We start from the raw sequence: 24,827 nt of genomic DNA, 5'->3' as shown, positions 1-24,827 counted from the left end.
AAATGACAATATACGATCTTCGAAAGGATGAGTCTTTATGACTACTCTAGAGAATTCAGCAAATTTAAACTTATGGTCTGGAATTTTATTTGGCCTTGGATTGGTGGCATTTATTGACGAAGCAGTTTTTCATCAACTTCTTCATTGGCATCATTTTTACGATAAGTCTACAACAAGTTTGGGGCTTATCTCTGATGGTCTTTTTCATGCCTTTAGTTGGTTCGCAACGATTGGCTCATTATTTTTGTTTGCGAATTTAAGGAGAAAAAAATCACTCCACATTAAAAGATGGATTGGAGGAGTTTTACTTGGAGCAGGTTTGTTTCAACTTTATGACGGAACCGTTCAACATAAATGGTTGAAGCTACATCAAATTAGATATAACGTGGATATTCTGCCCTATGATTTAACTTGGAATATTTGCGCTACTATTATGACTTTAATAGGTTTTATTCTAATTTTTAAAACTCGAAATAGAAGTGATCATTTTGAAAGATGATTTTATGAAATACTTTTACTTCAATGTATTTGAATTATTCTTTTTTTTATTAATTTCACTTTTTATTGGCTTATATTTAGTTGCTGCATTGAATTATAAAAAAGGAGCATGGCCTAAATCACGCTCAATATTATGGATAGTTGGAATGCTTTGCCTATTAGTTTCTGTCATTGGACCAATTGCAAAACTAAGTCACCATCTTTTTGTTTTCCATATGTTAATGCATTTATTACTAGGAATGGTCGCGCCCTTTCTTATCGCTTTATCTAGACCGATTACATTATTATTAACATCATTAAAAACTCAACATGCAAGGCGTGTGACAAGATTATTAAGAAGTCCTCCTGTTCGACTTTTAACTCATCCTATTAGTACTTTGCTTTTAAATATTGGAGGACTTTGGATACTTTACAATTCTACAGTGTTTAATTTCATTCACGAGAACATCTTTTTGTTGTTTTTAGTACATATCCATTTATTTTTTGCAGGGTATATTTTTACAATCTCTATCATTGCAATTGAACCGATCTCACATAAATACAGTTATTTGTTTCGCTCAATCGTTATAATCCTTGCATTAGCAGGTCATGATATTTTAGCGAAGTATCTTTTTGCATATTCATTAGACAATTTTGCATTTAATGATGTCAGGCTCGGTGCAGTGTTAATGTATTATGGAGGGGACTTTGTTGATTTGTTATTGATTACTGCACTATGTTATTTCTGGTATCATTCAGCAAATACTAATAAAACAAGAGCTTTTTTTTAATGGACTTTTTTGCCACATATATTCCTTCTAAAGATGCACAAAATACTAATGCATTAAGAAGGAGGGTTAAAGATGAATAAAATTTGTCTTACATTATGCACAGTATCATTATCATTTATCATTTCTACCAATGTTCATGCTGCTTCAACAGGACCTGATGCTACACAATTAGAACCAAGCTATTTTCATAAAGATAAACATAAAAGAAGAGATTTTAACAATAATTTTAATGATCCAAACCATGTTGTAAATAATACAAAAAATACGGTTAAACAAGGGTATAATAATACAAAAAATAATATAACAAATACAACAAATGACATGTTAAATAACAATAATGGAGTAAATAATCCTGTTAGTAATGACGGAAATTATTATCGACGTAATGTAAATGTAACGCCTACACCTGTTACGAATACATTAAATACTACTGACAATACAAATAATAATCATTTTAACTATGGCTGGCTTGGACTTCTTGGATTATTAGGATTTGCTGGTCTTCGAAAAAAGGAACGAGTTGAATAATAACAATAAAACCTTATTGGGGTATCCAATAAGGTTTTATTGTTTTAAAAAAATGAAGTTGTCAATTAAATAAGAAAGTCTTGTTTTGAATTATGGGTTGCTCGCTTCATTATTTTAAAGAAAAAATGTACCTAAAAGTCAAATTCTATTTAGAAATTTCCGATGTTTTCTTATGAATTGCCTCTTTATAAAAACGGATTTTTTGCTCTAACATTTTATTCGTTTCTTCTACTGTTTTTAGCTGATGTTCTATAGACTTCTTATGCTCGACTAATAGATTTAATCTAGCTAATGATGTATGCTCACCTTCTGTATATAAATGTGCATACTCCTTAATCTTATTAACTGGCATTTGTGTTTCTTTTAGCTTTAGGACAAATCTTAACCACTGAACATGTGATTCAGAATAGAGCCTTTCACCATTTTCATTTCGATCTGGAAGAATGATCTGTTCTTTTTCATAATAACGTAATGTATGTGTGCTGATTCCTAACATTTGAGCGACTTCACCAATTGAATACATAAGGGCCTCCAGTTTTAGTCAAAAATATTCAAGTAAAAAACTGTTTGACTTAGAGTTTACTCTAACCAGTATAATGAATCCGTAACTGATACACAATTAATTTAATTTTAGTATAAACCATATTATTGGGAGGAATTTAGATGAAAAAATATACTGTCATAACAGGCGCTAGTTCAGGAATTGGTTATGAATCAGCTCTTGCGTTTGCCGCACGTGGAAAAAATCTAATCATCGTTGCTCGTAGAACGGACGAACTTGTAAAATTAAAATCGGAAATTGGGAAATTGAATTCTGATCTTGATGTGATCATAAAAACGGCTGATTTATCTGTTGTTAAAAATGCTTTTGATTTATATGAAGGACTTAAAGAATATAATATCGAAACTTGGATTAATAATGCAGGTTTTGGTAATTTCGCTTCAGTTGGTGAACAAAATTTAGAAAAAATTGAAAGCATGCTTAATTTGAATATTGAAGCTTTAACGATTCTAACTTCACTATATGTACGCGATTATTCAACAGTTGAAGATACACAAGTTATCAATGTTTCATCTGGTGGAGGATATACAATTATTGGTAATGCCATCACATATTGTGCGACTAAATTCTATGTAAGTGCCTTTACAGAAGGGCTAGCTCATGAATTAAAAGAAAAAGGTGCAAAAATGAAAGCAAAAGTATTAGCACCAGCAGCAACTGAAACGGAATTTGCAAAAGTATCATATGATTTGGAAGAAAACATTAAATTTGAAGGTGTCCTTCCAAAGTATCATACAGCAAAAGAAATGGCCGGTTTCATGTTGGACCTTTATGATAGTGAAAAGGTGGTAGGTAAAGTTGATGGAATTACTTATGAATTCCAATTATTAGATCCACTTTACCCTTATGCAACAAGATTAGAAAGGCAGGATTAAGTCTGAATAACTGCATCCAATTTTAATGTTCTAACACTAAATTTAAATGTGGATACTTAGTAGCCCTATATTCAGAAGGGCTACTTTTTATGTATTTTTTAAATATACGACTAAAGTAATTCGAATCTTGAAAACCAACTCGTGTAGCAATTTCTTGCATAGGCAAATCAGTCATTTCTAAATAAAACATTGATTTTTCAATCCTTATTCTATTTAAAAAATCGATCACACTCGTGCCAATTTCTTTTTTGAATAGGTGACTGAAATGATACTTACTTATCAAACAATATTGAGCAATTTCTTCCAGTGTTATACTAGATTGATGATTCTCTCGAATATACTTAGTAGCTTTACGAATAATTGGAGTCATTTGATGATTAAAAGAATTGGTTATTTGAATCGTTAGCCAGTGAGCATATTCGCAAACTTTTTTGACAAATTTATCATAGCGGATAATATGGTATAATTCCTGGATCATTTGAGCGTTTTTTGACATGATAAGTGTTGCATTCACACCTGACTCTACTACAACTCTTGAGATTAACATAATTAAATCAACTACCTCAGTCTTAAATACATCCTCATTTAATCGACAGGCATTTGCTATCTTATCAAGGTAGCTTTTTAATTGATGAACTACACCTTCAGCATCACCAATTCGTACAAGTGCTAACAATTCAATACGATCCTCAGTTGATCGCGCCCTTAATGTATTTTCTTCCACTGGTTTAATACCACTATGGAAGATTAATTTGTTCCCTTGAAAAAAACGACCTGACATTGACTTTCTAGCTTCTTCAAAAGAGTGGTATAACATATAAGGATCACTATATTTTTTACCTATTCCAATTGAAACAGTAATCTGAGCCCTATCCAATGAATTTTGAATCTCTTCTGCCATTCTAAAAATCTTTTTATTGAACTCGATTTCACTCTCTTTATCACCTAGCTCAATTAAAAGTGCAAGCACTCCCTCTTCTACCCAGTTCCATAAATAAGGAACTCCAATCGTCTGATCAATTTGATTTATTAGTTTATGGCCAATTTCTTTTTTCCACTGCTTTGAGTTTTCTAATGCTAAATCAGGATAGCGATCGATTGAAACCACCATTACAACATTTGGATAAGTATTAATGCCACATCTTTTTTGAACTTCATCAAAAGTTCCTATATGGACAAGCGTACCAGAGAGTAACAAATTTGAAAAAGCCGATTGAGTAGCATCTCGATTCATTTTAAATTCTCCTTTTACCTTATGATTTTTCTTAGTTGAACGGTTGGAATTAAATATTAAAATAATTAAGCCATAAAAAAAGAAGCTGTCGTACTCTTAGAGTATAACTGCTCCATTAAAAATTTCATAATTCCATGACACCTATTTTCTCTTCAACAATTTCAACAATTTCACCACCATGAATTTGACTACGAATTGTTTCAATATCATGATAAAAATAGCGATCCTCTTCTACTACTGGAACTTGATTTCTAATTAACTTATATACACTTGCCGTAACCGGTGACGGTTTTAGTGAATCATGGAATTCTAGTGCTTGAGTGGCAAGCATTAGTTCAATTGCTAAAATATGTTCAAGTTTTTTTGAAATCTGATAGGCTTTCTTAGTAGCGAAGTAAGCAAAGCTAACGACATCTTCTTGATTTGCACATGTAGACGTGTTATCAATCGTTGCTGGATGCGACAGAACCCTTATTTCATTCAGTAATCCTGCTGCCGTATATTGTGGAATCATATAGCCGCTATTTAAACCAGGATTGACAACTAAGAAACTAGGAAGCTCACTTACATGATAATTTACTAATCGATCAATACGACGTTCTGTTATTTTTGCTAAGTTTGCCATGCCTATACAAATCATGTCTGCATCAATTCCCACATAGGAAGCATCAAAATTTCCACCCATTAATGCAAGACCGTCTTCTTCCTCCGGCCAAATAATCGGATTATCACTTGAAGATTTCATTTCATTATGAATATTTTCCAATGCATTTTTAAATATCTTCTTAACAGCCCCATGAACTTGCGGTATACATCTAAGACTAAGTGCATCTTGTAATCGATAGTCTTTATACTGTTTGGCAATCTCACTTCCATCTAAAATTTTTGAAACGATTTCAGCTGTCTTTGCTTGTTCTACATGTTTTTTTACTGAGTGCAATCGAGGATCTAAAGCATTTATTGTTCCCTTCAATGCTTCTAGTGACATCGCACCAGCAACATCCGCTGTTTTAACAGTTTGAATTGCATTATATATCGAGAGTACAGCGAATGCTGTGGCAGATGTAGTGCCGCTTAATAGTGCAAGTCCTTCTTTACATTCGAAGGTCACTGGATTTAGACCGGCTCGCTCCAACGCTTCTTGGCCGCTTAATAACTCATTCTTATACCAAGCTTTTCCCTCGCCCATTAACACAAGCGCCATATGTGCCTCTGGTGATAAATATGCAACAGATCCCTCGCCAGGTACAAGCGGCAATATATCATGATTAAGTAAGGCTGCTAGTAGTTCTAACACTTCTATTCTAACGCCTGAATAACCTTGACCTATATTATTTAGAACCATTACTTGAATAGCTCTTACCACTTCTTTTTCAAGTGGTTCACCTACAGAAACAGCATGAGAACGGACAATATTACGTTGTAGAGTATGAGCATCCTCCTTTGAAATCACTTCAGTAACATTGCTCCCAAATCCTGTAGTTACCCCATAAACTGCTCTTTCTTCTTCAAGAAACTTTTCAATTAGATTACGTGACTTATTTATTCTAAGATAATAGTTTTCTGTAAATGATACTTTTGCACCATATCTAGCAACAGCAATTACTTCATTAATTGATAACTCTTCGTCTCCAAGAATAACCTCTTTTATATTTTTGGGATGAATTAAATCGTTTTTAATCATCAAAACACCTCTTACATTGAATAACTTAAGTTTAGTGACTTGAAACTGATTGTTTATTTGTTTCAACTAAATCGCCTTCAAGTAATGGATTACTAGCTTCATTTAATGAAAGTGATTTTGTTTCGGGAGCCCAAGCGATTGAAACAATTGTACCAATGAATAGAATAATAGACATTCCAATCATTGAAGGTGCCATTCCCATTGAACTAACGCTTATAGGTAACAGGAATGTTCCAATAGCTGAGCCAATTCGACTAACTGCTGTTGTCAAGCCAACTCCAGTTCCACGTACCTCGGTAGGAAATAGTTCAGCAGGATACACTAATGTTAAATTAGAAGCTGCCGACATTACAAACGTAAAGATTGCAAACACAATAATTGCGATTGTATGTAGACCCGCTGGTAAAACTGTTAATGCGAATAATGAAATTGTTAAAATAATAAATGTATTAATTGTAAACCCTCTACGAGTTAACTTTTCTGTACACCATACACCAGCTATCGCTCCTACTAGAAGGAACAAGTTTAGAACCATGTCTACACCAAATGTTTCTTCAAATCCCAATTTACTTAAAATAGTTGGTAGGAATGTATAGATTGCGAAATATGGAACAACCTGACACATATAAAAAAGTGACCCGAATGTTGTACGTTTCCAAAGCTGCTTATTGAATAAATCTGTAACCTTGTATGCATGTTTAGAATTAGCGTCAACTGATTCATCCATTACAGCATTTTCACCAATATACTTCCTTACAATTGCACGTGCTTCTTCAACGCGGCCCATCTTTAATAACCAACGTGGAGACTCCGGTGTTCCAAAACGTAAAAGCAGGACAACTAGACCAGGAATTGCTGCACTAACTAACATCCAACGCCATGCGTCTGGCCCTGTTTTTTCTAAATAATAACCTACTAAATTTGATGCTACATATCCAACTGTCCATAAAACGTTTAATGAAGATAATAACATACCTCTATACTTTCTAGGTGCAAACTCAGCTAGTAAAGTAGATCCTACGGCATAATCTCCTCCAAGTGCAACACCGATTAAGATCCTTAAAGCAAAAAGCGTATATGGATCGTGAACAAAAAACTGTAAAGCAGATGCGATTGTAATAATAACAAAGTTTGCTATATAGATTTTCTGTCTACCAATGCGATCTGATAATCCGCCAAGAAACAAACTACCGAAAAAAAGTCCGATTAATGCGGAACTACCGATTAATCCTTCCCATACAGAATTTAATTTCATTTGAGGGCCAAGTACCGAAAGTGCCATACCTATAATTCCTAAAGCATAGCCATCTGAAAAATTCGATCCAAAAGTAAGTGCCGTAATACGAATATGGAATTTATTAAGCGGTGCATCATCCATCATAAATTTTTTTTCTTTCAAAAGAATACCCCCTTTTAATTTTTCAGATAAAAAATTGTAAGCAATAAAATAATACTTACTTAACCGTTGTTCTAAAGCGCTTCCAAAATTTTCAGTATTTTTAATAAATTATAATTATTACTCTTTAAATTATCTCTAGATAAAATTTCGGATTACTAGCACAATATTGCTGAAATAGTAAGTACAGGGGATGAAGGTAAGTTGAAAAGAATTAAAAAAAGAGATAGCTTATTGGCTATCTCTCAGAAATCGATCATAATCTTTTGAAGTTTATTATAGAAGTTTTTTTATAGGTTTAATCAATTTTCATTAGATTTGACTGTAACTCAATCTGTTTCACTGTTATTCCTTTTATTTTTTGATCTATGTATACCGTTTCTACATGATTCGGTTGACTTATTTGCAGTATTCATTATTTTATTTGTAGATTGGGCTGATTTATTTGCTGTTTCTGCTTTTTTATTTGCATTTCCTCAAATTACAATCTCTTACTTAAAAATCGGTTTAATGAAAACATACTCAAATCAAATGTAGGTTTCTTATTTGTTACTAGATCAGCAATAATCTCGCCTACAACGCTTGCAAACTTAAAGCCATGTCCAGAAAAACCTGTGGCAATGATCACATTTTTGTATTCAGGGTGCTGATCAATAATAAAGTGCTCATCCGGAGTCAGTGTATATAAGCATGTTTTACCTTTTACTAATCTACCATTTGCAAGTGGCATATATTCACTTAAGAAATTTCTTAAATCCGTTTCATCTTCAATGAGTTCACCAAATTCTCGGTTAAATTGATCTGGATCCACAGTTTGTCCTCCATCATGTCGACCAATTTTCAAGCCACTATTATTAAGACTTGGAAAGCCGTAATAATGTTTGTCAATTAGGTCGATGGTAAATGCCGGTAGCAAACTAGAATCATATAAATGATGATCACATTCAAACCATGCAACTGTTTTACGAGTAGGTTTTACAGGTAGATTAATACCAGTCATTTCAAGAATTTTGCCAGACCATGCGCCTGCACATACAACAAGTTTATCTGTTGTGTAAATAGCATTCTCTGTACGCACTTGCGTCTTATTAGTACCTAATTCAATATCCATAACAGGCGAGTTTGTTAGAAGACTATTTCCTTTCTCAATATATAGTTCTTTATACGCTCGAACACATTCTTCGCTAAAAAGAATACCAGAAGACGTTTCTAAACAACCGATAAACCCTTCCGGTAAACGTAAGCCCGGCCATCTTAAATTGATCTCTTTACTATCCATTATTTCAAGCGGCAACGAAAATTCCTTTGCACTATTTATTACTTCATTCGTAAAAGTCGAGCCAGCTGCACCTGCACATAAAACGCCTGTTCTCGAGAATAAATATTTTCCCGACAATTGTTCTAACTCTTCCCATAATTTTTGTGCACGTAATGCTAAAGGTACATAGTCTCTACTTTCTCCATATGCATGACGAATAATTCTGGTATCGCCGTGATGGCTACCAAAGCTATGTGGTGGATCAAAAGAATCTATTAATAATATTTTTTGATTTCCTTTTGATAAATAATAGCCTGCAGCCATTCCCATAGCGCCTGCTCCAACAATAATGACATCATAGTGATTATTCAATCATTTCACTCCTTACCCTGTTCATTCGTATGACATATTCTTTTTGTTTTTACAATTTACCTTCTTAAATATGCAATTTTTGCAACTTAAACATTTTTTAACAACAAAAAACCCGTCTATGAGCATTCATAAACGGGTTTTTTAGTTGTTATAGTTTTTCGTATGCTGCCTGGTATTTTTGAATATCACCAGCACCCATAAAAATTAAAACGCTATTTTTATGATTTTGTAAATTGCTGATATTGTCATCAGTCAATAGTTCAGCACCTGCAATTTTACATGAAAGGTCTTCAATTGTTAAAGTACCCTTATCTTCTCTTGCAGAACCAAAAATATCACATAAGTAAACCTTATCTGCTTTTTCTAATGTCCCAGCAAATTCATCTAAAAATTTACTTGTTCTTGTAAATGTATGCGGTTGAAACACTGCTACAATTTCACGATCTGGATATTTTTGACGTGCAGCTTGAATTGTTGCTTGGATCTCAGTTGGATGATGAGCATAATCATCAATTAACATTTGATCTCCGAAGCGTTTTTCACTGAAACGACGCTTTACGCCACCGTATGTTAATAATCTAGCTTTAATAATATTAACATCGATTTCTTCATAGTGACAAAGCGCAATTACTGCTAAAGCATTTAAAATACTATGATCACCATATCCAGTAATATCAAAAGTAGCGTAATACGTATTACGGACGAATACATCGAATGTAGTACCATTTGTATGTTTTTCGATATTACGAGCTTGGAAATCGTTGTCCTCGTTAAATCCATAATACATTACAGGTACTTTTGCATAAATTCGTTGAAGATGTTCGTCATCTCCACATGCAATAATACCTTTCTTTACTTGATCAGCCATTTGTTGGAAAGCATCGAATACATCATCTACACTCTTATAATAATCCGGATGATCAAAATCAATATTAGTCATGATGCAATAGTCTGGAAAGTATGAAAGAAAATGACGACGGTATTCACAAGCTTCAAATACGAAATACTCGCTGTCTTTTTCACCTTTACCAGTACCATCTCCAATTAGAAAAGAAGTTGGACGCGCACCAGAAACTACATGGGCTAATAAACCTGTCGTAGAGGTTTTACCATGTGCTCCAGTAATTGCAACGCTAGTAAATTTATTCATATATTCCCCTAGGAATTTATGATAGCGTGCCATCGGAATTCCTTTTTCAATAGCTGCCGCAATTTCCTCATGTGTATCAGGAAATGCATTACCTGCTATAACGAATTGGCCTTCTTTAATATTTGCTTTATCAAATGGTAAAATCGTAATATTTTTTTTTCGTAATTCATTTTCAGTAAAAAAGTGCTTTTCATAATCTGATCCCTGTACGGTCAAACCAGAATCATGTAAAATTTGTGCCAAAGCACTCATTCCAGTACCTTTAATCCCTACAAAATGGTAAACTGTCATATTAAAAGAACCTCCAAAATCGATCACTAATACAACGGCCTATCTCTTAGACAGTATATGTGTGAATAAAAGAAATGGCATCAATATTTTATAAATTTGATGCATTGTTACTTTGCCGAGTCTAGTTATTTTCTAAATGATAACTAACTTAAATTTTTACGCAATTAGTATTATAACACTTTAACTCCCATAGGACTAATTATTTTAAATTGCACTATGAGGAAATAGATGGAAAAGTAAATACTTAAGTCATCTGCTTAAATTAAAATACTATCAATCTTAAAATGATTTTTTGTCCCTTTATAGTCTAGGGCTCATTTCTACTCTTTCTAATCGAGGATTTTCACGAAGCTTTCTTCCAGCTTTCGCTTGTGGCACACCATTTAGCTCCACATTATCACCTGTAAATCCTATATTAACTTTTAATAAACTTCCGCCTACACCATATAAATCTACTGGTACACCTTGTTTCTCAAAAGCTAATATTCTTTCTACAGTAAATCCACCGCTTACTACAATTTGCACATGCTGATAGCCTTCTTGATCTAGTGCATTTCGTAAAGCAAAAATTAATTGAGGATTCACACCCCTAGGGTCAAAACTTCCTAATAATTCTGGATTACGAATAAAATACTGATCAATCATTGTTTTCGATGTATCGACACGTACAGCCTTTAATTTACTCCCATATTCCCGTGCAACCTTTAAAGCGTCATTTATGACATCATTATTATAATCTACTAAGACAATTAAATCATCTTGTGGATAAACTTCTGTGTATGCACGCGCTGCTTCCACAACATCACCATTATACATTTGAATTAGTGCATGAGGCATTGTACCCATACCTTCATTACCCCACCATTCATTCATTGCATGAGTTGCTTGTGCAGTTGCCCCACCAATAAATGCAGCATAACCGTCACCTGCTTGAGTCGTAAAATGATCATCACGATCTCCCATGAAAATAACAGGCTTTTTAATGCCTGCGGATTTTGCAGAATGTTTTACATTGTATACATTTGTAGCAACAGAGGTACGTCTAGCTAAAATACCGTCAATAATTCCCTCTAAATAGCCAAAATCAGCATATTTACCTTTAATTGTTAAGACAGTTTCAAATGGCTCAATCATATCTCCATCCTTTAATGAATGAACAATAAGATTTTCTGGATGATCTGCAAAAGTTTGTAAAATCGCAATTGCTTCATCCGTGCCACATAATACTGCATTTTCTCTTTGGAAAAATTGCATTGTTACTTCAGTATCTGGCTTCTTTTTTCGAATGATTTCTCTAGTTTTTAAAAAATATACAGCTGAAAACCAGCCTTCACCGATTCTCTCATCAAATTTAAATGTTTGGTTCGTTAATCGGCTTATTTTACCTTGTAATTTTAAATCTAATTCTTTTTCCATGAATCTTCACCTGCTGAAAAGTATCGTTCTTTTTTTCTAGTATGGGTTAAAAAAACTTTAACATTCGTTACTTCATTTTTATCGAATTTTTAATTTATCACTCAGAACGAAACTCCTCTAATGATGTAATCAGTACATCACGAGGTTTACTTCCATTTTGATTCGATACAATCCCGTGATCAAACATTAAATCAATTAATCTAGCTGCACGGTTATATCCAATTCGAAAACGTCTTTGAAGCATTGAAACAGAAGCACCTTTTTGATCAATGACAAACTCGACTGCTTCTTCAAAAAGTTCATCATCAACATCCTGTGCATCCGCTTTTGCTACAAGTTCCTCTTGGTTAAATAAGTAATTCGGTTTTTGTTGGTCTTTAACAATCTCTACAACATGTTCGATTTCATCATCCGAAACATAAACGCCTTGTAATCGAATTGCTTGAGATTTTCCATTATCTAAGAATAACATATCTCCTCGTCCAAGTAACTTTTCAGCTCCGCCAATATCAATAATTGTTCTAGAATCTACTTGTGAAGATACTGTAAAGGCAATACGTGTCGGTATATTTGATTTAATAATACCGGTAATGACATCAACTGAAGGTCTTTGAGTTGCAACTAATAAATGAATTCCACATGCTCTCGCTTTTTGGGCAATACGACAAATATAAGTTTCTACATCTCCAGGAGATACCATCATTAAATCCGCTAATTCATCAATAATAATGACTAAGTATGGTAACTCATCATTATAAGCACCTTTTTTCTTCGCTAAATCATTGAATCGCTTAATATCTCTTGCACCAGCATGAGCAAATAAATCATAACGTCGATCCATCTCTTCACATGCCCACTTTAAAGCTGCAGTCGCCGCTCTAGCGTCAGTAATGACTGGCGAAATAAGATGTGGAATATGATTATACGGCGCAAGCTCGACCATCTTAGGATCGATTAAAATTAATTTCACTTCATGAGGTTTCGCTTTATATAAAATGCTGACTAAAATTGAATTAATACATACACTTTTACCAGATCCTGTTGCCCCAGCAATTAACCCGTGTGGCATTTTTGAAATATCTGCATAGACAGGCTCGCCACCTATATCAAGTCCTAGAGCCACAGTCAAAGGTGACTCACTTTGCAAAAATTTATCCTGGCTAACTAATTCCCTTAAGTACACAGGCTTACTTTCTTTATTTGGAACTTCTATACCAATAGCACTTCGACCAGGAATCGGTGCTTCAATTCGAATATCCCTAGCTGCTAAGCTCAATTTAATATCGTCTTGTAAGTTCGTTATTTTATTTACTTTCACGCCAGGATCTGGCTGTACTTCAAAACGAGTTACAGTTGGACCTTGAGTTGCGGCAATTACTTTAGCTCCTACATTAAAATTATGTAATGTTTCTTGTAGTAGCTGCTTTTGATCTTCAACCCAATCCCCATCATTAAATTGTTCAATTGGGGGTTCAACTAATAAATCTAGCTCTGGTAATTCATAGAGTACTGGTGGTTGTTCATCTAAACTTTCAGGTTCATCGGTCTGAACAATTTGATTGGTAGTATCTATAGTTAAATTCGTTTCTGTTTGACTTTCTTCTGTTTCAAGAATAGTCTGTTCTTGATTTCCTTCAGGAGTTATTTCATTTGTGATTGCTTCTTCAATTATTTCACTTGGTTGAACTTTCTCTGAAGTTAAAATTTCACTTTGTTCAGATAAACTAGCATTCCCAGTTAACTGTTCATTTTGTTTTATCTCAACTTCTTCATTTACCATTTCTACTGTTGCAGCAGATTCATTTTGTAATTCACGAAGTTGCCTCATTATATTTGCTTTTCTTGAAGCCTCTACATCACTTCGAAGCATCATTACATTAAAAGGAAAATGACGTTTTTTCTTACGTTTTTCGATTGGAATAGGTTCAGATTCTTCTTTATTACCTTCATTTTCAGTCTTTATCTGTTCATTAGAATTTGTAACAGGATGCTGACTAATTTCTACAGATTCTTCTACTTTAGATTCTACAGTTGAATTTTCCTGCTGTACTGCTTCTTCTTTAATCTCTTCTATAACACCATCTAACTCGACAGTTAATTCCGATTCTACTTCATACTCTTCATTCTCAATCTTTTGAAAGAGTTCAATACCTTTGTCTTCGTTTCCATCAAATTGGACCATAGTCTCAACTTTGTCCTCATTCAACTCATCTCGTCCAATGTTATCTTCAACATGTAGTTTAATATGAGCATTGTCATCGTTTTCTTTGTCTTCTTTAATGGAGACAAGATCTAATCTATAAATATTTACATCATGTTGTACTTCTTCATCCTTAACATCTGCTTCGATTCGATGGATTTCAAACTCTTTTACTTCAGCTTCTGCTTCAATTTGGTGAGTCTCAAGCTGTCCAACTTCATTCTTCTCCTCAGCTTCAGCTTCTTCTTGAAGAGCTTTAGGTTCTAAATCTTCATTGTTCTCTTTAATTTCATGAGTTTCAAATTGTACTTCTTCAACATTCAACGTATGTTCTACAATTGGATAAAATTCAGCTTGTAGTTCTTCATTCTCAATATGAATAGCTTCTGTTTGAAGTTCTTCTTTTTCTACTGAATTTAATACTTCAACTTTTTCATGATTTTGATTGCCGAAATATCCTTTTTCGAAAGTATCGGTTTCAACTTTTTCAAGTACATGATTAATTTGAGAAGCTTCAACTTTCATTTCTTCTTTTGTTAAAGAAAGGTCAGAGTCAATAGCATTCTCTTCTTTTATCGGAGGCTTTTGATAACCATAAATTGGTGAAATATATTCACTTGGTCGAAATGGTGTTTTTCTTTTTGGGCGAAATACAATATCGACCTTTTCTTCTTTTTCTACTTTTGCTGGTTCTTCTTCACTTTTTGAGACTTGATTTTTTTCAAGTCGACTAGATAAATTACTTTTATCAAAATGATTACTTTGAAAAGTATTTCTTACAAAATTATTACTTTGGTTATATGTAGGTTTATATTCTTTATTTAAACTGTTTGTTGACTTATTCCAAATATCCTTATTTGTTTCTTGTTTAAAAACTGGTTCAATTTTTGTTTCCTTTATCGGCTTTGGTGATAGTAATTCTTCATCTAATTCAATTGGAAATCTAAATTTTGGACGCTCATGTAAAGCGTTTCTCTTTTTTTCGACAGAGTGTGATTGATATACTTTCTCCTCAACAGGCTTTTCTTCAAACTCTTCTTCAATCTCATTAAGGCTATTCGCCTTAAAAAGGCTTTTTAACCATTTTTTCATTTTTCTCACTCTCTCTATTTCTTTTCATACCTTCTATTTTACCATGTGAGATAATGACAAAAAACACATTATTATTACAAATTGCGCTAGTTCAATCATATTTCCATATCAAATATATAATTTAATCCAATATTATTAAAATAATAATTCTTATATTCAAAACATAAAAAATACTAGACCAATTAATGATCTAGTATTTATACGACATATTTTTTAGTTAAAAAAAGCTTTTCCAACTTCAGCATCAGCTTCAAGAACTAAGATTCCTTTTTCTTGTGGTGCGTCAGGTAAATCAAGTTCACGTGCAGAGCAAATCATACCAAATGAATCCACTCCACGTAAATTAGCATCTTTAATAACTAATCCTGATGGCATTACTGCCCCAACTTTTGCAACAACAACCTTTTGTCCTTGTTCAACGTTTGGAGCACCACAAACAATTTGTAATGTATCTGTTCCAACGTCAACTTTGCAAATATTTAATTTATCAGCATTTGGATGTTTTTCTTTTTCGATCACATATCCAATAACGAATTTAGGTGAAAGGTCTAATACTAAAGTATCTTCAAATCCTTCTTTTGCTAGTAATTCATTAACTGTATTAACAATGTGTTCAGTAATCGTAACGATACCATTTTCTTGAACATCTAAATAAGTAGATGCCTCAAACACATTAATAGCAACTGTTTCATTCGTAACTGCACTATAGACACGTGCAATATTCCCTTTTCGTTCAACTTTACGATCTTCTGATGGAATTTGTTTTAATGTAATTAGTAGCGTATCGCCGATTCCTTCTTTGTTATAAAAAATATTCACTAATTTCTTCCTCTCTATTGCTTCTTTTGTTTCCCTAAAATAAATACTGGCATTAGCTTCTCATTCTCGTAAGCAAATGACAATGATGTAATTGGTATTTTCCCACTTGCAAAGAAACTCATATTCATTTGCGCCATTATATCATAACCTATGTTATTTCGAATGTCAGCAAGGATTAGAACATCTCCATGAGGAATTCCTACTAATAATTCACCTTTTACTTTTGATTGAATTTCTTTTATAAAAGTACTGTTTAGTACTCTACTCGCATCGTATCCATCATTTGTACGTACAAAATAAAAAGTATTATCTGCCACAATATCTTCTTTTACTTGAACTGGCATTTTTCTTAAATTAAATAAAGCAATAGAATGGAGTTGCTCTTTTGTATAACCTGACTTTACTAATAATTTTTCATCAATCAGTTGATACGTTTTTTCTGAATCAATAGCATAGTAAATTCTAGTTTCTGCAGTATGCTCATCCGTAACAAATAAATTTTCTTCTTCCTTTTCAGTCGGAAATGATGTAGCTCGAATAACTGGTCTAATTTGTTCTTCTAGAAATACAGTTTCTGAGTGCATAGCAGAAAGTGCTTCTTTTATATAATAAATTAATTCATTGAATGCCTCTTCACCTTCAGCTTCATACTTTGCTACTGCACTATTTAAAGAGACACTCATCCCTTTATTACTTTCAATGCCTTCAATTCGAAGGTCTTCTTTTTCACGATCATAGATAAAGCGCCATTCTTCGTTTCCGAGGCGGTTTTCTATCATTTTTTTTAAGTCTAATGTTGTTTTTTTAGCCAATTGTTTTACCTACCTTATTAGCCTCTTAATCCTTCAAGAAACTCTTCTACTTGTTCTTTTGTTTTACGATCCTTATTTACATAACGACCAATTTCTTCTCCATTATTAAACGCTACAAAGCTAGGTATCCCAAAAATATCTAGATTTTGGCATAAATCAATAAATTGGTCACGATCTATATAATAAAACGTAAAATCTTTATTTTCATCAATAATTTCTTGAAAAAACATATCTAAAAATCTGCAATCTGGACACCAATCTGCTGAAAATTGGAAAACCACTTTTTCTCCTTGTTTCGCTTGTTCGAATTGTTCAACTGATGTAATCTTTTCCATTCTTTTTCCCTCGCTTTATTCTTTTTTCTTTTATTTTATCGTATTTTTATCGATATGCAAAAAGGACGCCTCTCAATTGTATTCTTCTTTTCGTTTCTTGAATTCAAGTTGTCCAAATAGTAATTCACAAATATGTTCAAAGATTTCTGTCCTAGTAATTCGGCCATTTGTAAATACCCCTACTGCCCCTTCTTTACTACGGATATCTTTTTCATTCGTATATCGTTCCATTAACACCGAAAGCTCAGTTCCATTTCTAAGTTCATTAATAAATTCGCTAGGTAATAAAATTTTTGCTCCGCTTGCTAGTATGACCTCATTTTCATACACAAGTGCTCCCCAGTTACAGAGGAAAAGTATACCACCCTCAATCATTACACCACCTTCCAAACCAATGCCAATTTCAGAATGCCCCTCATTTTTCGCATTATGTGCACGATTAATCGCACCTTGCATCGTTTCATGGTCTGTGATCGGTTGGTTTGAAACATTTGATGGGACATTTAGTCCCTCAACTTTGAACTCTTTAAATACTTTTTGTACCGCTCTTACTTTTGTCGGGTTTAAAGAACCTATTGTTATTTTCATTGCTATAACACCAATCCCTAATGAAATGTTTAATTAAGATATTTAAATATATTGTTAATATACAATAAAAAAGATACTTTCAAAATGAAAGCATCTTATTAAAGTTCTAATCTACTCATTAAAAGAATGATATTATTCTATTTCCTCGATCAGTCATTGTCTTAATACAACGTTTAGTAAGACACATTACATGATTTCAAAACATTTATTTCTGCACTACAAACGTATCAATATAACGATAAATAGCATGGGCAACACCATTTTCATCATTATTTAGAGTTGTTTCTGTACAAATTGCTTTAATATCTTCTTTTGCATTCCCCATTGCAACACTATATCTGACTTTTTCGAACATCGAAATATCATTATTACTGTCTCCAATAGCCATTGCCTGCTCTAATGAACCATTTAGTAAAAAAACTAATTTTTCTAATGCCAATCCTTTTGATGCAGAACGACTCGTAATTTCGATATTATGCTCTGCAGAAGACACAACCATTAGCTCATTACTTTTATTAAACCACTTTCTAGCCTCCGCCAATTTTTTCTTATCAAACGTACAAACTAAAATATTATTCACTTCTTCTCTTCGTTGAAATATTTCATAACAATGATCAACTAAAACATACCCAAACTGATCAAACTGTCTTTCAGCAACACTAACTAGTTCTTTCATTTCTCTGTCTAAGTCATCTCTTTTAAGGCTATTAATTTCAGTTTGGAAACTCTCTCTTCTTTCTTTAAGAGAATAAATGCTTTTATCTGTAAAAACTTCAAAATAATAGTTTCGTTCATCCAGCCACTTAATAATCTGCTCTGCATTAGTACTTGAAATTGTAATAGATGAGATACATTCTCCATTTTTAGAATGGATCGTTGCCCCATTTGTTCCGATTACATATGGCGATAATCTAGAATCTTCACATATTTTTTGAACATCAAAAAAAGCCCGACCTGTTGATATAATGACTTCAATACCATTTTCCTCGGCAAAATGAATTGCTTTGATATTTTCTTCACTAATTTCATTTTCGTTATTTAACAAAGTACCATCTAAATCTATTGCAATGAAACTCATTATTCATAGCCCCTTTATTCTAATTTGCTTTTCATCTAGTTTAGTAGTTTTCGATAATGCGAATTCTAAAAGGATTGAAACTTAAAAAGGACATTAACGTTGCACTCTTACGTCGTTGTCCATTTTCTTAAAAAAGTATAACCCTTCGATGATTATTCAACATTACATGGCTATGCTTTAATCCATTCGATTTCTTCCAAATTTGCATGACCATTCCATTCATCTGGAAATTCCTGATCACTTACAATCACATCAACTTTTTCCAGAGCACATACTTTACAAAATGTATCGACACCCATTTTTGAGAAATCTGTTAATAATATCACTTGCTTAGAAACTTCCACCATTTTTCGAGATACTAATGATTCATGTAAGTGATAATTACTCACTCCATTTTTAGTTGAAACTCCACCAGCTGAAATAAATGCTTTATCGATATTAAATTGATCTAATAATTGTTCTGTCATACTTCCACAAATCGATTGTTGCTTTGGATCAATAATTCCGCCGAGTAATAATATTTGTCCTGTAAACTTATTTTGATTTAAAGATTCAGTTAGCAAAGCTGATACTGGTAATGAATTAGTTATGATTGTAATGTCTTTTTTATTTACTATACCATGAGCAAATTCAAGCATCGTTGTCCCTACATCAATTGCGATAACATCTCCATTTGAAATTAAATCTATGGCTTTTTTACCAATTTTAACTTTCGCTTCCTGATTTACAATCGTTCGCTGCGTGAAAGGAGGTTCTTCATTTTGATAAACTGTTTTTATTGCACCACCATATACCTTTTTTAAAAGTCCTTTTTCCTCTAACATCATTAAATCTCGACGAATTGTCTCTTCTGAAACATTAAACTGCTCAACTAATTCGACTACTTTAACTTTTCCTTTTTTATTCAGTTCCTTTAAAATCTCGTTTTTTCTTTCCTCAGGTAAAACAGACATTTTTGTCCTCCACTAGCCAAATAAATTTATAAAACAACGCATTCTTGCTTTGGTACAATAATGTTAACATGTGCTCCTTGTTGGAACATTTGTCCTCGATGGTGAAGATAATCTATAAGGAATGAGGTTCCTTCTGATTCAACTTCATACCTTAATACATTACCTGTCATCGTAACATCTGAAACAATTCCCTTTATTCCCCAATTACTTTGTGAATCCATTTGATGATCATCCGTAGGTATTAATTTCAATACTTCTGGACGTATCGCTACATCATTTCCAATTAATTCTGTACTACGAACAAGTTTATGGAAGACGTTCATATCGTAAACATTATAGTTTCCAATAAATTTAGCAACGAACTTATTTACAGGTGTTGTATAAATTTCGGAAGGTGTTCCTGCTTGTACTACATCCCCATTATTCATCACAAAAATTCGATCGGACATTGTCATTGCTTCTTCTTGATCATGTGTTACAAAAATAGTCGTAATATCTAATTCTTGTTGAATTCTTTTTAATTCTTTTTGTAGGCTTTTTCTAATTTTTGCATCTAATGCGCTTAACGGCTCATCTAGCAATAGTACTTTTGGTTCCATAACAAGTGCACGAGCAAGGGCAACTCTTTGTTGCTGCCCTCCAGATAATTGATGTGGGTATGATTCTTCCTTCCCTACTAAATCGACCAATTCAATCATCTTTTTTACTCTTGAATGAATGTTTTTAGCCTTTTTCATTTTTAATCCATAGGTAATATTTTCAAATACTGTCATATTTGGAAAAAGTGCATAAGACTGAAATACCATTCCTACTTCACGTTGACGTGGAGATAAGTTAGTAATATCTTTCCCATCTATTAATATATTTCCAACATCGACGTCTTCAAGACCAGCAATAGAACGTAATAGCGTACTTTTTCCGCATCCACTTTGCCCTAAAAGTGTCGTAAACTCCCCTTTATTTAATGTTAAAGAAATATTATTTAAGACAATTTGATTTTGATATTTCTTAGTCACTTGATTAATCGTTACATAGCTCATTTAATTTCACCTTCTAATACAGTATTTTTCAAATGATTTTGTTTTTTTAACTTAGAAAACTTTTTATTTAAAAGGATCGGCTTTTTTTCTCTAAACGAGAGTTTTAAGACTGTACCAGTTAAAAGTAAAATTACTGAATAGTAAGTAATTACGATAGCACTTGTTAAATGACCACTACTATTAAGTTTATCTGCAAGATAGATTTGAAGGGTTTCAAATCTTCCACCTACTAGTAAATTAGCAAATGCAAATTCACTAAATAAAAGCGCTACTGATAATAAACTTGAGACTAAAATTCCCGATAAAATATTTGGAAGTATAACAGTACAAAAGGCTTGTAATTTTGTTGCTCCAAGTAATTCTGCTGCATCAACTAGTTGAACGGCATTTAGTGTTCTAAAACTATTACGTATACCTTGATACATAAATGGAAGGATTGTTATAAAATAAGCCCCAATTAAGATCCACGGAGATCCTGAAATTTGGAATGGACCATTAGAGTAAAGTTTTATTAATCCAACTGCTCCTACTATTGGCGGAATACCATACGGTAGCATCGCTATTGCCTGAAGTATCCCTTCGAATTTACGAAAATAAACCGTAAAGATAAAAATCGTTGGGAGCATAATGATGACGCTTAGAAAGACAGTTATAACAATTAAAAACAATGTGCGTTCAAAGGCATCAAAAAAACGTGCATCTTGAAATAATTCAATATACCAATTTAGCGTATAACTTTCAGGTAAGATTGTATTGTCCCACTTACCTGCAATTGAAAATAAAAATGTACCAACAAGTGGAATTATTAAATAGATTACAAGTAATCCAACAATTAGTTTAAAAAGTGTTACAGATGATTTCATCGTAAATCCCTCCTAATGCGACGCATCATTCTTTCATTAATCCACATCGCACCAATCATCGTTGTAGCTAGAAGGACTCCTAGTGCACTACCCAGTTGTGGTTTTAATGTAACATCACTCGCAACTAGAGAAGCAATTTGTAATGATAATAAATTATAATTACTACCAACTAGTGCGTATGCTGTAGCATATGCCCCCATAGCATTAGCAAATAAAATACTAAATGTACCAACTATACTTGGTAAAAGAACTGGAATTCCAATTCGAAGCCAGAATGATATTGTTGTTCCTCCTAATAAAGCTGAGGCTTCTTTCCACTGCTGTTTTACTCCTTGAAATGAAGGATAGATCAACAAAATCGCAAGTGGAATCTGGAAATAAATATATACAAGTATAAGGCCAGTCCAAGAGTATAAATTAAAATCTGCGAATAAATCCCAGCCAAGTTTTGCAAAAAGCAAAGTAAACAGACCATTATTACCAAGTAAAATAATGTATGAGAATGAAAGGGGAATTCCTTCAAAATTTGAAGTCATATTAGCGATCATTAATAAACGGTTTTGTATTTTACGTGAAAACTTTGTAAAGGAATATGCTGTTATAACAGCAATAATGATCGAAATTACAGCCGAAATAAGGGAAATAACGATACTATTTTTAATAGCTTGTAAGTAAAATTTACTTTTAAATATAGTTAGATATTGATTAATTGTTAGATGAGTTCCATCATCAGCATAAAAGCTATTCTTAATCATTGCCATTAATGGCCCAATTTCAAAACCTATTACAAACAATGCAAATGGCAATAGAAGAGCTAATAAGTAAATTTTATGTTTTTTTATTTTTAGCAAAACTTCTCGCTCCCTTAAATTCATTAGAGAATTGGTCAAATTTTTGCTAAAACCAATTCTCATTTCCTAAAAGTCTTATTAACGGTTAAAAGTTGGTTTAACCACTTTATAACCAGGAAGTTGATATGAAATCATTTTCTTGGATGGCTCTATATTTAAAAGTTCACAAACAAGTGGCGCAAAAGCCAACTGAGGAATTACTTCCTCGTAAATTCCAGGTTCAACTTTTGGACTGATGATAAATAACGGAACATCTCTTTCACCTGAAGTTATTCCACCATGATTTCCAGTTTCACTCATTCCATGATCGGATGTTATTAAAATGTGATACCCTTCTGCTATCCAAACCGGAAGAAGTTGTGCTAATAAGCTCCCCACTTTTAATATTTGTTCACGGTATTCTTTTGATTCCGAACCATAAATTTCTCCTTTTACATCTACACCTAATGAGTGAATATATAAGAAATGAGGATCGTATTTTCTACGTAAAGATTCTGCATCCATATAAACATGACTATCCGGATAGTCATCATCCCAATAAAATTTTCCACATTGAATTACCTTTGAATCATCATCCTGTTCACGATCTTCAAAATAATTAAATGGTGCTCGATTATATAGTTCACTTACCCAGTAATAAGAAACCGCACCGTTTCTTAATCCATTTTCCTTTGTAATGTGAAAGAGACTCTTTTCTTTAGATAAACGAACTGCTTGATTAGACGTTATTCCGTTTTCAGATGCAGGTGTACCAGTTAGTAAAACTTCATACAAAGGACGAGAGAGGCTTGGTAGCTCAGATTTCATTTTATATAGTGCTGCCTTATTTATTTCAACTAAATGTTGAACAAATCCAAGAGCTTCACAAGCTTTGTCGTATCTCATACCATCAACAACAATTGTTATTACTTTATTTGACATTTACTAACACCTCTTCTTGCCAAATTTGTGGCAAAGTTTTTGCAGTTTTTTCCCAAGCTTTAAAATCTCTAATTGGTTTTGCATTTTTGTATTCTTCTTTTGGAACCATTTTTTCTGCTACTTCTTTTGGAAGCTTTACATCACGAATAGGACGAGCAAAACCTTTCGCTAAATTAATTTGTCCTTCGTCACTCAATATATATTCTCTTGTTGCCATAGCAGCATAAGGATGCTTAGCATATTTATTGATAATCGTTGTGTATCCACTGACAACTGAACCCTCTGTTGGAATAGACACATCAAATTGATTACGGTTAATTGCTTCAGCATATCCAAGAGCATTAAAGTCCCATACAAGAGCTACTTCTACTTCACCTTTTTCAATATTTGCTGGTTTAGCATCAGTTAAACTTAAACGACCTTGCTTGGCTAACTTTTTAAAAAAGTCGATCCCTGGTTTAATGTTTGTTTCATCTCCACCATATGCAATAGCTGCTGCAAGTACGGCCATTTGATTCTGTGTGCCTCGTTGGACATCCCCAACAGTTACTTTGTAATCACCTTTTAATATATCGTCCCAAGATTTAGGAGGGTTATCTACCAATTCTTTATTTGTCATAAAAGCAATCGTTCCTTGATATCCAACAATCCAATCACCATTATCGTCCTTTGCCCAATCTGGTATCTCGTCCCAGTATGATGTTTTATATGGAATCGTTAACTTCTTTTGTTCAGCGATTGGTCCAAAAGCCATACCAACATCTCCAATATCCGCTGTTGCATTTTCTTTTTCAGATTCCATTTTTGCTATCTCTTCTGCACTCGATAAATCTGTATCACTATGCTTCAAAGAAAATTTATCATTAACTTCTCGCCAAGTTTCACCCCAATTCGCCCATGAGTCAGGCATTCCAACACTATTAATTTCCTTTTCTTTTTTTGCCTTTGTTTCAATTACTTTAGGAGTTAATGAATTTGGATTTGATACAATTTCACTTTTCGTATCCACAGATTTTCCGCAAGCTGCTAATCCAAGTACTGTCATCCCCATAAGGACAATTTGAAATGTCTTGTAACTTTTCTTTTTAATTTCGGTTTTCATATCATATCCCCTTGCAATAGATGTGGTTTTTTTAATCTTTATTACTACTTATTACGGTTTAATCATAAGATACTATCGTAAAACCCACATTAACTGCATGTTAAGAATTTGTTAATTACTACTTCAATCTATTAAGAGT

Annotated in this window: 23 protein-coding genes; 4 read left to right on the top strand and 19 right to left on the bottom strand. The window is 33.1% G+C overall.

Going from position 1 to position 24,827, the window contains the following annotated elements; all coding sequences use genetic code 11:
* The first annotated feature begins 37 nt into the window (after positions 1 to 37).
* The 3 genes from RAH41_RS17165 (at position 38) to RAH41_RS17155 (ending at position 1,796) form a co-directional block, all read left to right on the top strand.
* Entirely contained in the window at positions 38 to 499 is a 462-nt protein-coding gene (locus tag RAH41_RS17165; protein ID WP_331224190.1) for a DUF2243 domain-containing protein, read from the top strand.
* Complete coding sequence (locus RAH41_RS17160) at positions 489 to 1,268, top strand: cytochrome c oxidase assembly protein (protein ID WP_331224188.1); 780 nt, start codon at positions 489 to 491, stop codon at positions 1,266 to 1,268. The genes RAH41_RS17165 and RAH41_RS17160 overlap by 11 nt, the downstream gene beginning before the upstream one ends.
* A 72-nt stretch (positions 1,269 to 1,340) precedes the next feature.
* On the top strand, positions 1,341 to 1,796 hold the full coding sequence (locus RAH41_RS17155; RefSeq protein WP_331224186.1) for a WGxxGxxG family protein: 456 nt from the start codon (positions 1,341 to 1,343) through the stop codon (positions 1,794 to 1,796).
* A 145-nt stretch (positions 1,797 to 1,941) separates the two neighbouring features.
* Here the strand turns inward: RAH41_RS17155 and RAH41_RS17150 are convergent, their stop codons facing one another.
* Positions 1,942 to 2,319, bottom strand: coding sequence for a MerR family transcriptional regulator (locus tag RAH41_RS17150; RefSeq protein WP_331224184.1), 378 nt, complete (start codon positions 2,317 to 2,319; stop codon positions 1,942 to 1,944).
* 140 nt (positions 2,320 to 2,459) lie between these two features.
* Between RAH41_RS17150 and RAH41_RS17145 the strand changes: the two genes are divergently transcribed.
* A complete protein-coding gene (locus tag RAH41_RS17145; protein WP_331224182.1) occupies positions 2,460 to 3,233 on the top strand; it encodes an SDR family NAD(P)-dependent oxidoreductase in 774 nt (257 codons plus the stop codon).
* Between the two features lie 22 nt (positions 3,234 to 3,255).
* On the opposite strand, the gene RAH41_RS17140 is transcribed toward RAH41_RS17145, so the two are convergent.
* The 18 genes from RAH41_RS17140 to RAH41_RS17055 all read right to left on the bottom strand — a co-directional run bounded on the left by RAH41_RS17140 (position 3,256) and on the right by RAH41_RS17055 (position 24,688).
* Positions 3,256 to 4,467, bottom strand: a complete 1,212-nt coding sequence (locus RAH41_RS17140) for a helix-turn-helix domain-containing protein (protein WP_331224181.1) — start codon at positions 4,465 to 4,467, stop codon at positions 3,256 to 3,258.
* Between the two features lie 124 nt (positions 4,468 to 4,591).
* A complete protein-coding gene (gene hutH, locus RAH41_RS17135) occupies positions 4,592 to 6,151 on the bottom strand; it encodes a histidine ammonia-lyase (RefSeq protein WP_331224180.1) in 1,560 nt (519 codons plus the stop codon).
* Positions 6,152 to 6,182: 31 nt separating this feature from the next.
* Complete coding sequence (locus RAH41_RS17130) at positions 6,183 to 7,550, bottom strand: MFS transporter (protein ID WP_331224178.1); 1,368 nt, start codon at positions 7,548 to 7,550, stop codon at positions 6,183 to 6,185.
* 478 nt (positions 7,551 to 8,028) lie between these two features.
* A complete protein-coding gene (gene solA / locus RAH41_RS17125) occupies positions 8,029 to 9,177 on the bottom strand; it encodes an N-methyl-L-tryptophan oxidase (RefSeq protein ID WP_331224177.1) in 1,149 nt (382 codons plus the stop codon).
* Positions 9,178 to 9,325: 148 nt separating this feature from the next.
* Positions 9,326 to 10,618 carry a UDP-N-acetylmuramate--L-alanine ligase gene (murC, locus tag RAH41_RS17120; RefSeq protein ID WP_097979199.1) on the bottom strand — a complete coding sequence of 431 codons (1,293 nt, stop codon included), beginning with the start codon at positions 10,616 to 10,618 and terminating at the stop codon, positions 9,326 to 9,328.
* A 300-nt stretch (positions 10,619 to 10,918) separates the two neighbouring features.
* Positions 10,919 to 12,034, bottom strand: a complete 1,116-nt coding sequence (locus RAH41_RS17115) for a nicotinate phosphoribosyltransferase (RefSeq protein ID WP_331224176.1) — start codon at positions 12,032 to 12,034, stop codon at positions 10,919 to 10,921.
* Positions 12,035 to 12,131: 97 nt separating this feature from the next.
* Positions 12,132 to 15,326, bottom strand: coding sequence for a DNA translocase FtsK (locus RAH41_RS17110; protein ID WP_331224174.1), 3,195 nt, complete (start codon positions 15,324 to 15,326; stop codon positions 12,132 to 12,134).
* 213 nt (positions 15,327 to 15,539) lie between these two features.
* Positions 15,540 to 16,145 (bottom strand): YtpR family tRNA-binding protein, encoded by a 606-nt coding sequence (gene ytpR / locus RAH41_RS17105; protein ID WP_331224172.1) that lies wholly within the window; start codon positions 16,143 to 16,145, stop codon positions 15,540 to 15,542.
* Between the two features lie 14 nt (positions 16,146 to 16,159).
* Positions 16,160 to 16,957, bottom strand: coding sequence for a DUF1444 family protein (locus tag RAH41_RS17100; protein ID WP_331224170.1), 798 nt, complete (start codon positions 16,955 to 16,957; stop codon positions 16,160 to 16,162).
* A gap of 17 nt (positions 16,958 to 16,974) precedes the next feature.
* Positions 16,975 to 17,292, bottom strand: coding sequence for a thioredoxin family protein (locus RAH41_RS17095; protein ID WP_331224169.1), 318 nt, complete (start codon positions 17,290 to 17,292; stop codon positions 16,975 to 16,977).
* Positions 17,293 to 17,364: 72 nt separating this feature from the next.
* The gene (locus RAH41_RS17090) at positions 17,365 to 17,880 is read right to left on the bottom strand and encodes a DUF84 family protein (protein WP_331224168.1); all 516 of its coding nucleotides are present in this window, start codon (positions 17,878 to 17,880) and stop codon (positions 17,365 to 17,367) included.
* A 205-nt stretch (positions 17,881 to 18,085) separates the two neighbouring features.
* Positions 18,086 to 18,958 (bottom strand): HAD family hydrolase, encoded by an 873-nt coding sequence (locus tag RAH41_RS17085; RefSeq protein ID WP_331224166.1) that lies wholly within the window; start codon positions 18,956 to 18,958, stop codon positions 18,086 to 18,088.
* 170 nt (positions 18,959 to 19,128) lie between these two features.
* On the bottom strand, positions 19,129 to 19,911 hold the full coding sequence (locus tag RAH41_RS17080; protein ID WP_331224165.1) for a DeoR/GlpR family DNA-binding transcription regulator: 783 nt from the start codon (positions 19,909 to 19,911) through the stop codon (positions 19,129 to 19,131).
* Positions 19,912 to 19,937: 26 nt separating this feature from the next.
* Positions 19,938 to 20,951 carry an ABC transporter ATP-binding protein gene (locus RAH41_RS17075; protein WP_331224163.1) on the bottom strand — a complete coding sequence of 338 codons (1,014 nt, stop codon included), beginning with the start codon at positions 20,949 to 20,951 and terminating at the stop codon, positions 19,938 to 19,940.
* Positions 20,948 to 21,814: an ABC transporter permease gene (locus RAH41_RS17070; protein ID WP_331224162.1), complete on the bottom strand. Its 867-nt coding sequence runs from the start codon at positions 21,812 to 21,814 to the stop codon at positions 20,948 to 20,950. Before RAH41_RS17070 ends, RAH41_RS17075 begins: the two co-directional genes overlap by 4 nt.
* Positions 21,811 to 22,665 (bottom strand): ABC transporter permease, encoded by an 855-nt coding sequence (locus RAH41_RS17065; RefSeq protein ID WP_331224161.1) that lies wholly within the window; start codon positions 22,663 to 22,665, stop codon positions 21,811 to 21,813. The genes RAH41_RS17070 and RAH41_RS17065 overlap by 4 nt, the downstream gene beginning before the upstream one ends.
* 78 nt (positions 22,666 to 22,743) lie before the next feature.
* Entirely contained in the window at positions 22,744 to 23,586 is an 843-nt protein-coding gene (locus RAH41_RS17060; protein ID WP_331224159.1) for an alkaline phosphatase family protein, read from the bottom strand.
* The gene (locus tag RAH41_RS17055; protein ID WP_331224158.1) at positions 23,576 to 24,688 is read right to left on the bottom strand and encodes an ABC transporter substrate-binding protein; all 1,113 of its coding nucleotides are present in this window, start codon (positions 24,686 to 24,688) and stop codon (positions 23,576 to 23,578) included. The genes RAH41_RS17060 and RAH41_RS17055 overlap by 11 nt, the downstream gene beginning before the upstream one ends.
* Positions 24,689 to 24,827: the final 139 nt, after the last annotated feature.

Source organism: Gottfriedia acidiceleris, from assembly GCF_036421055.1.
Classification (GTDB): domain Bacteria; phylum Bacillota; class Bacilli; order Bacillales; family Bacillaceae_G; genus Gottfriedia; species Gottfriedia acidiceleris_C.
The sequence above is the reverse complement of the archived record's forward strand: the minus strand, read 5'-3'. Positions and strand labels throughout refer to the sequence as shown.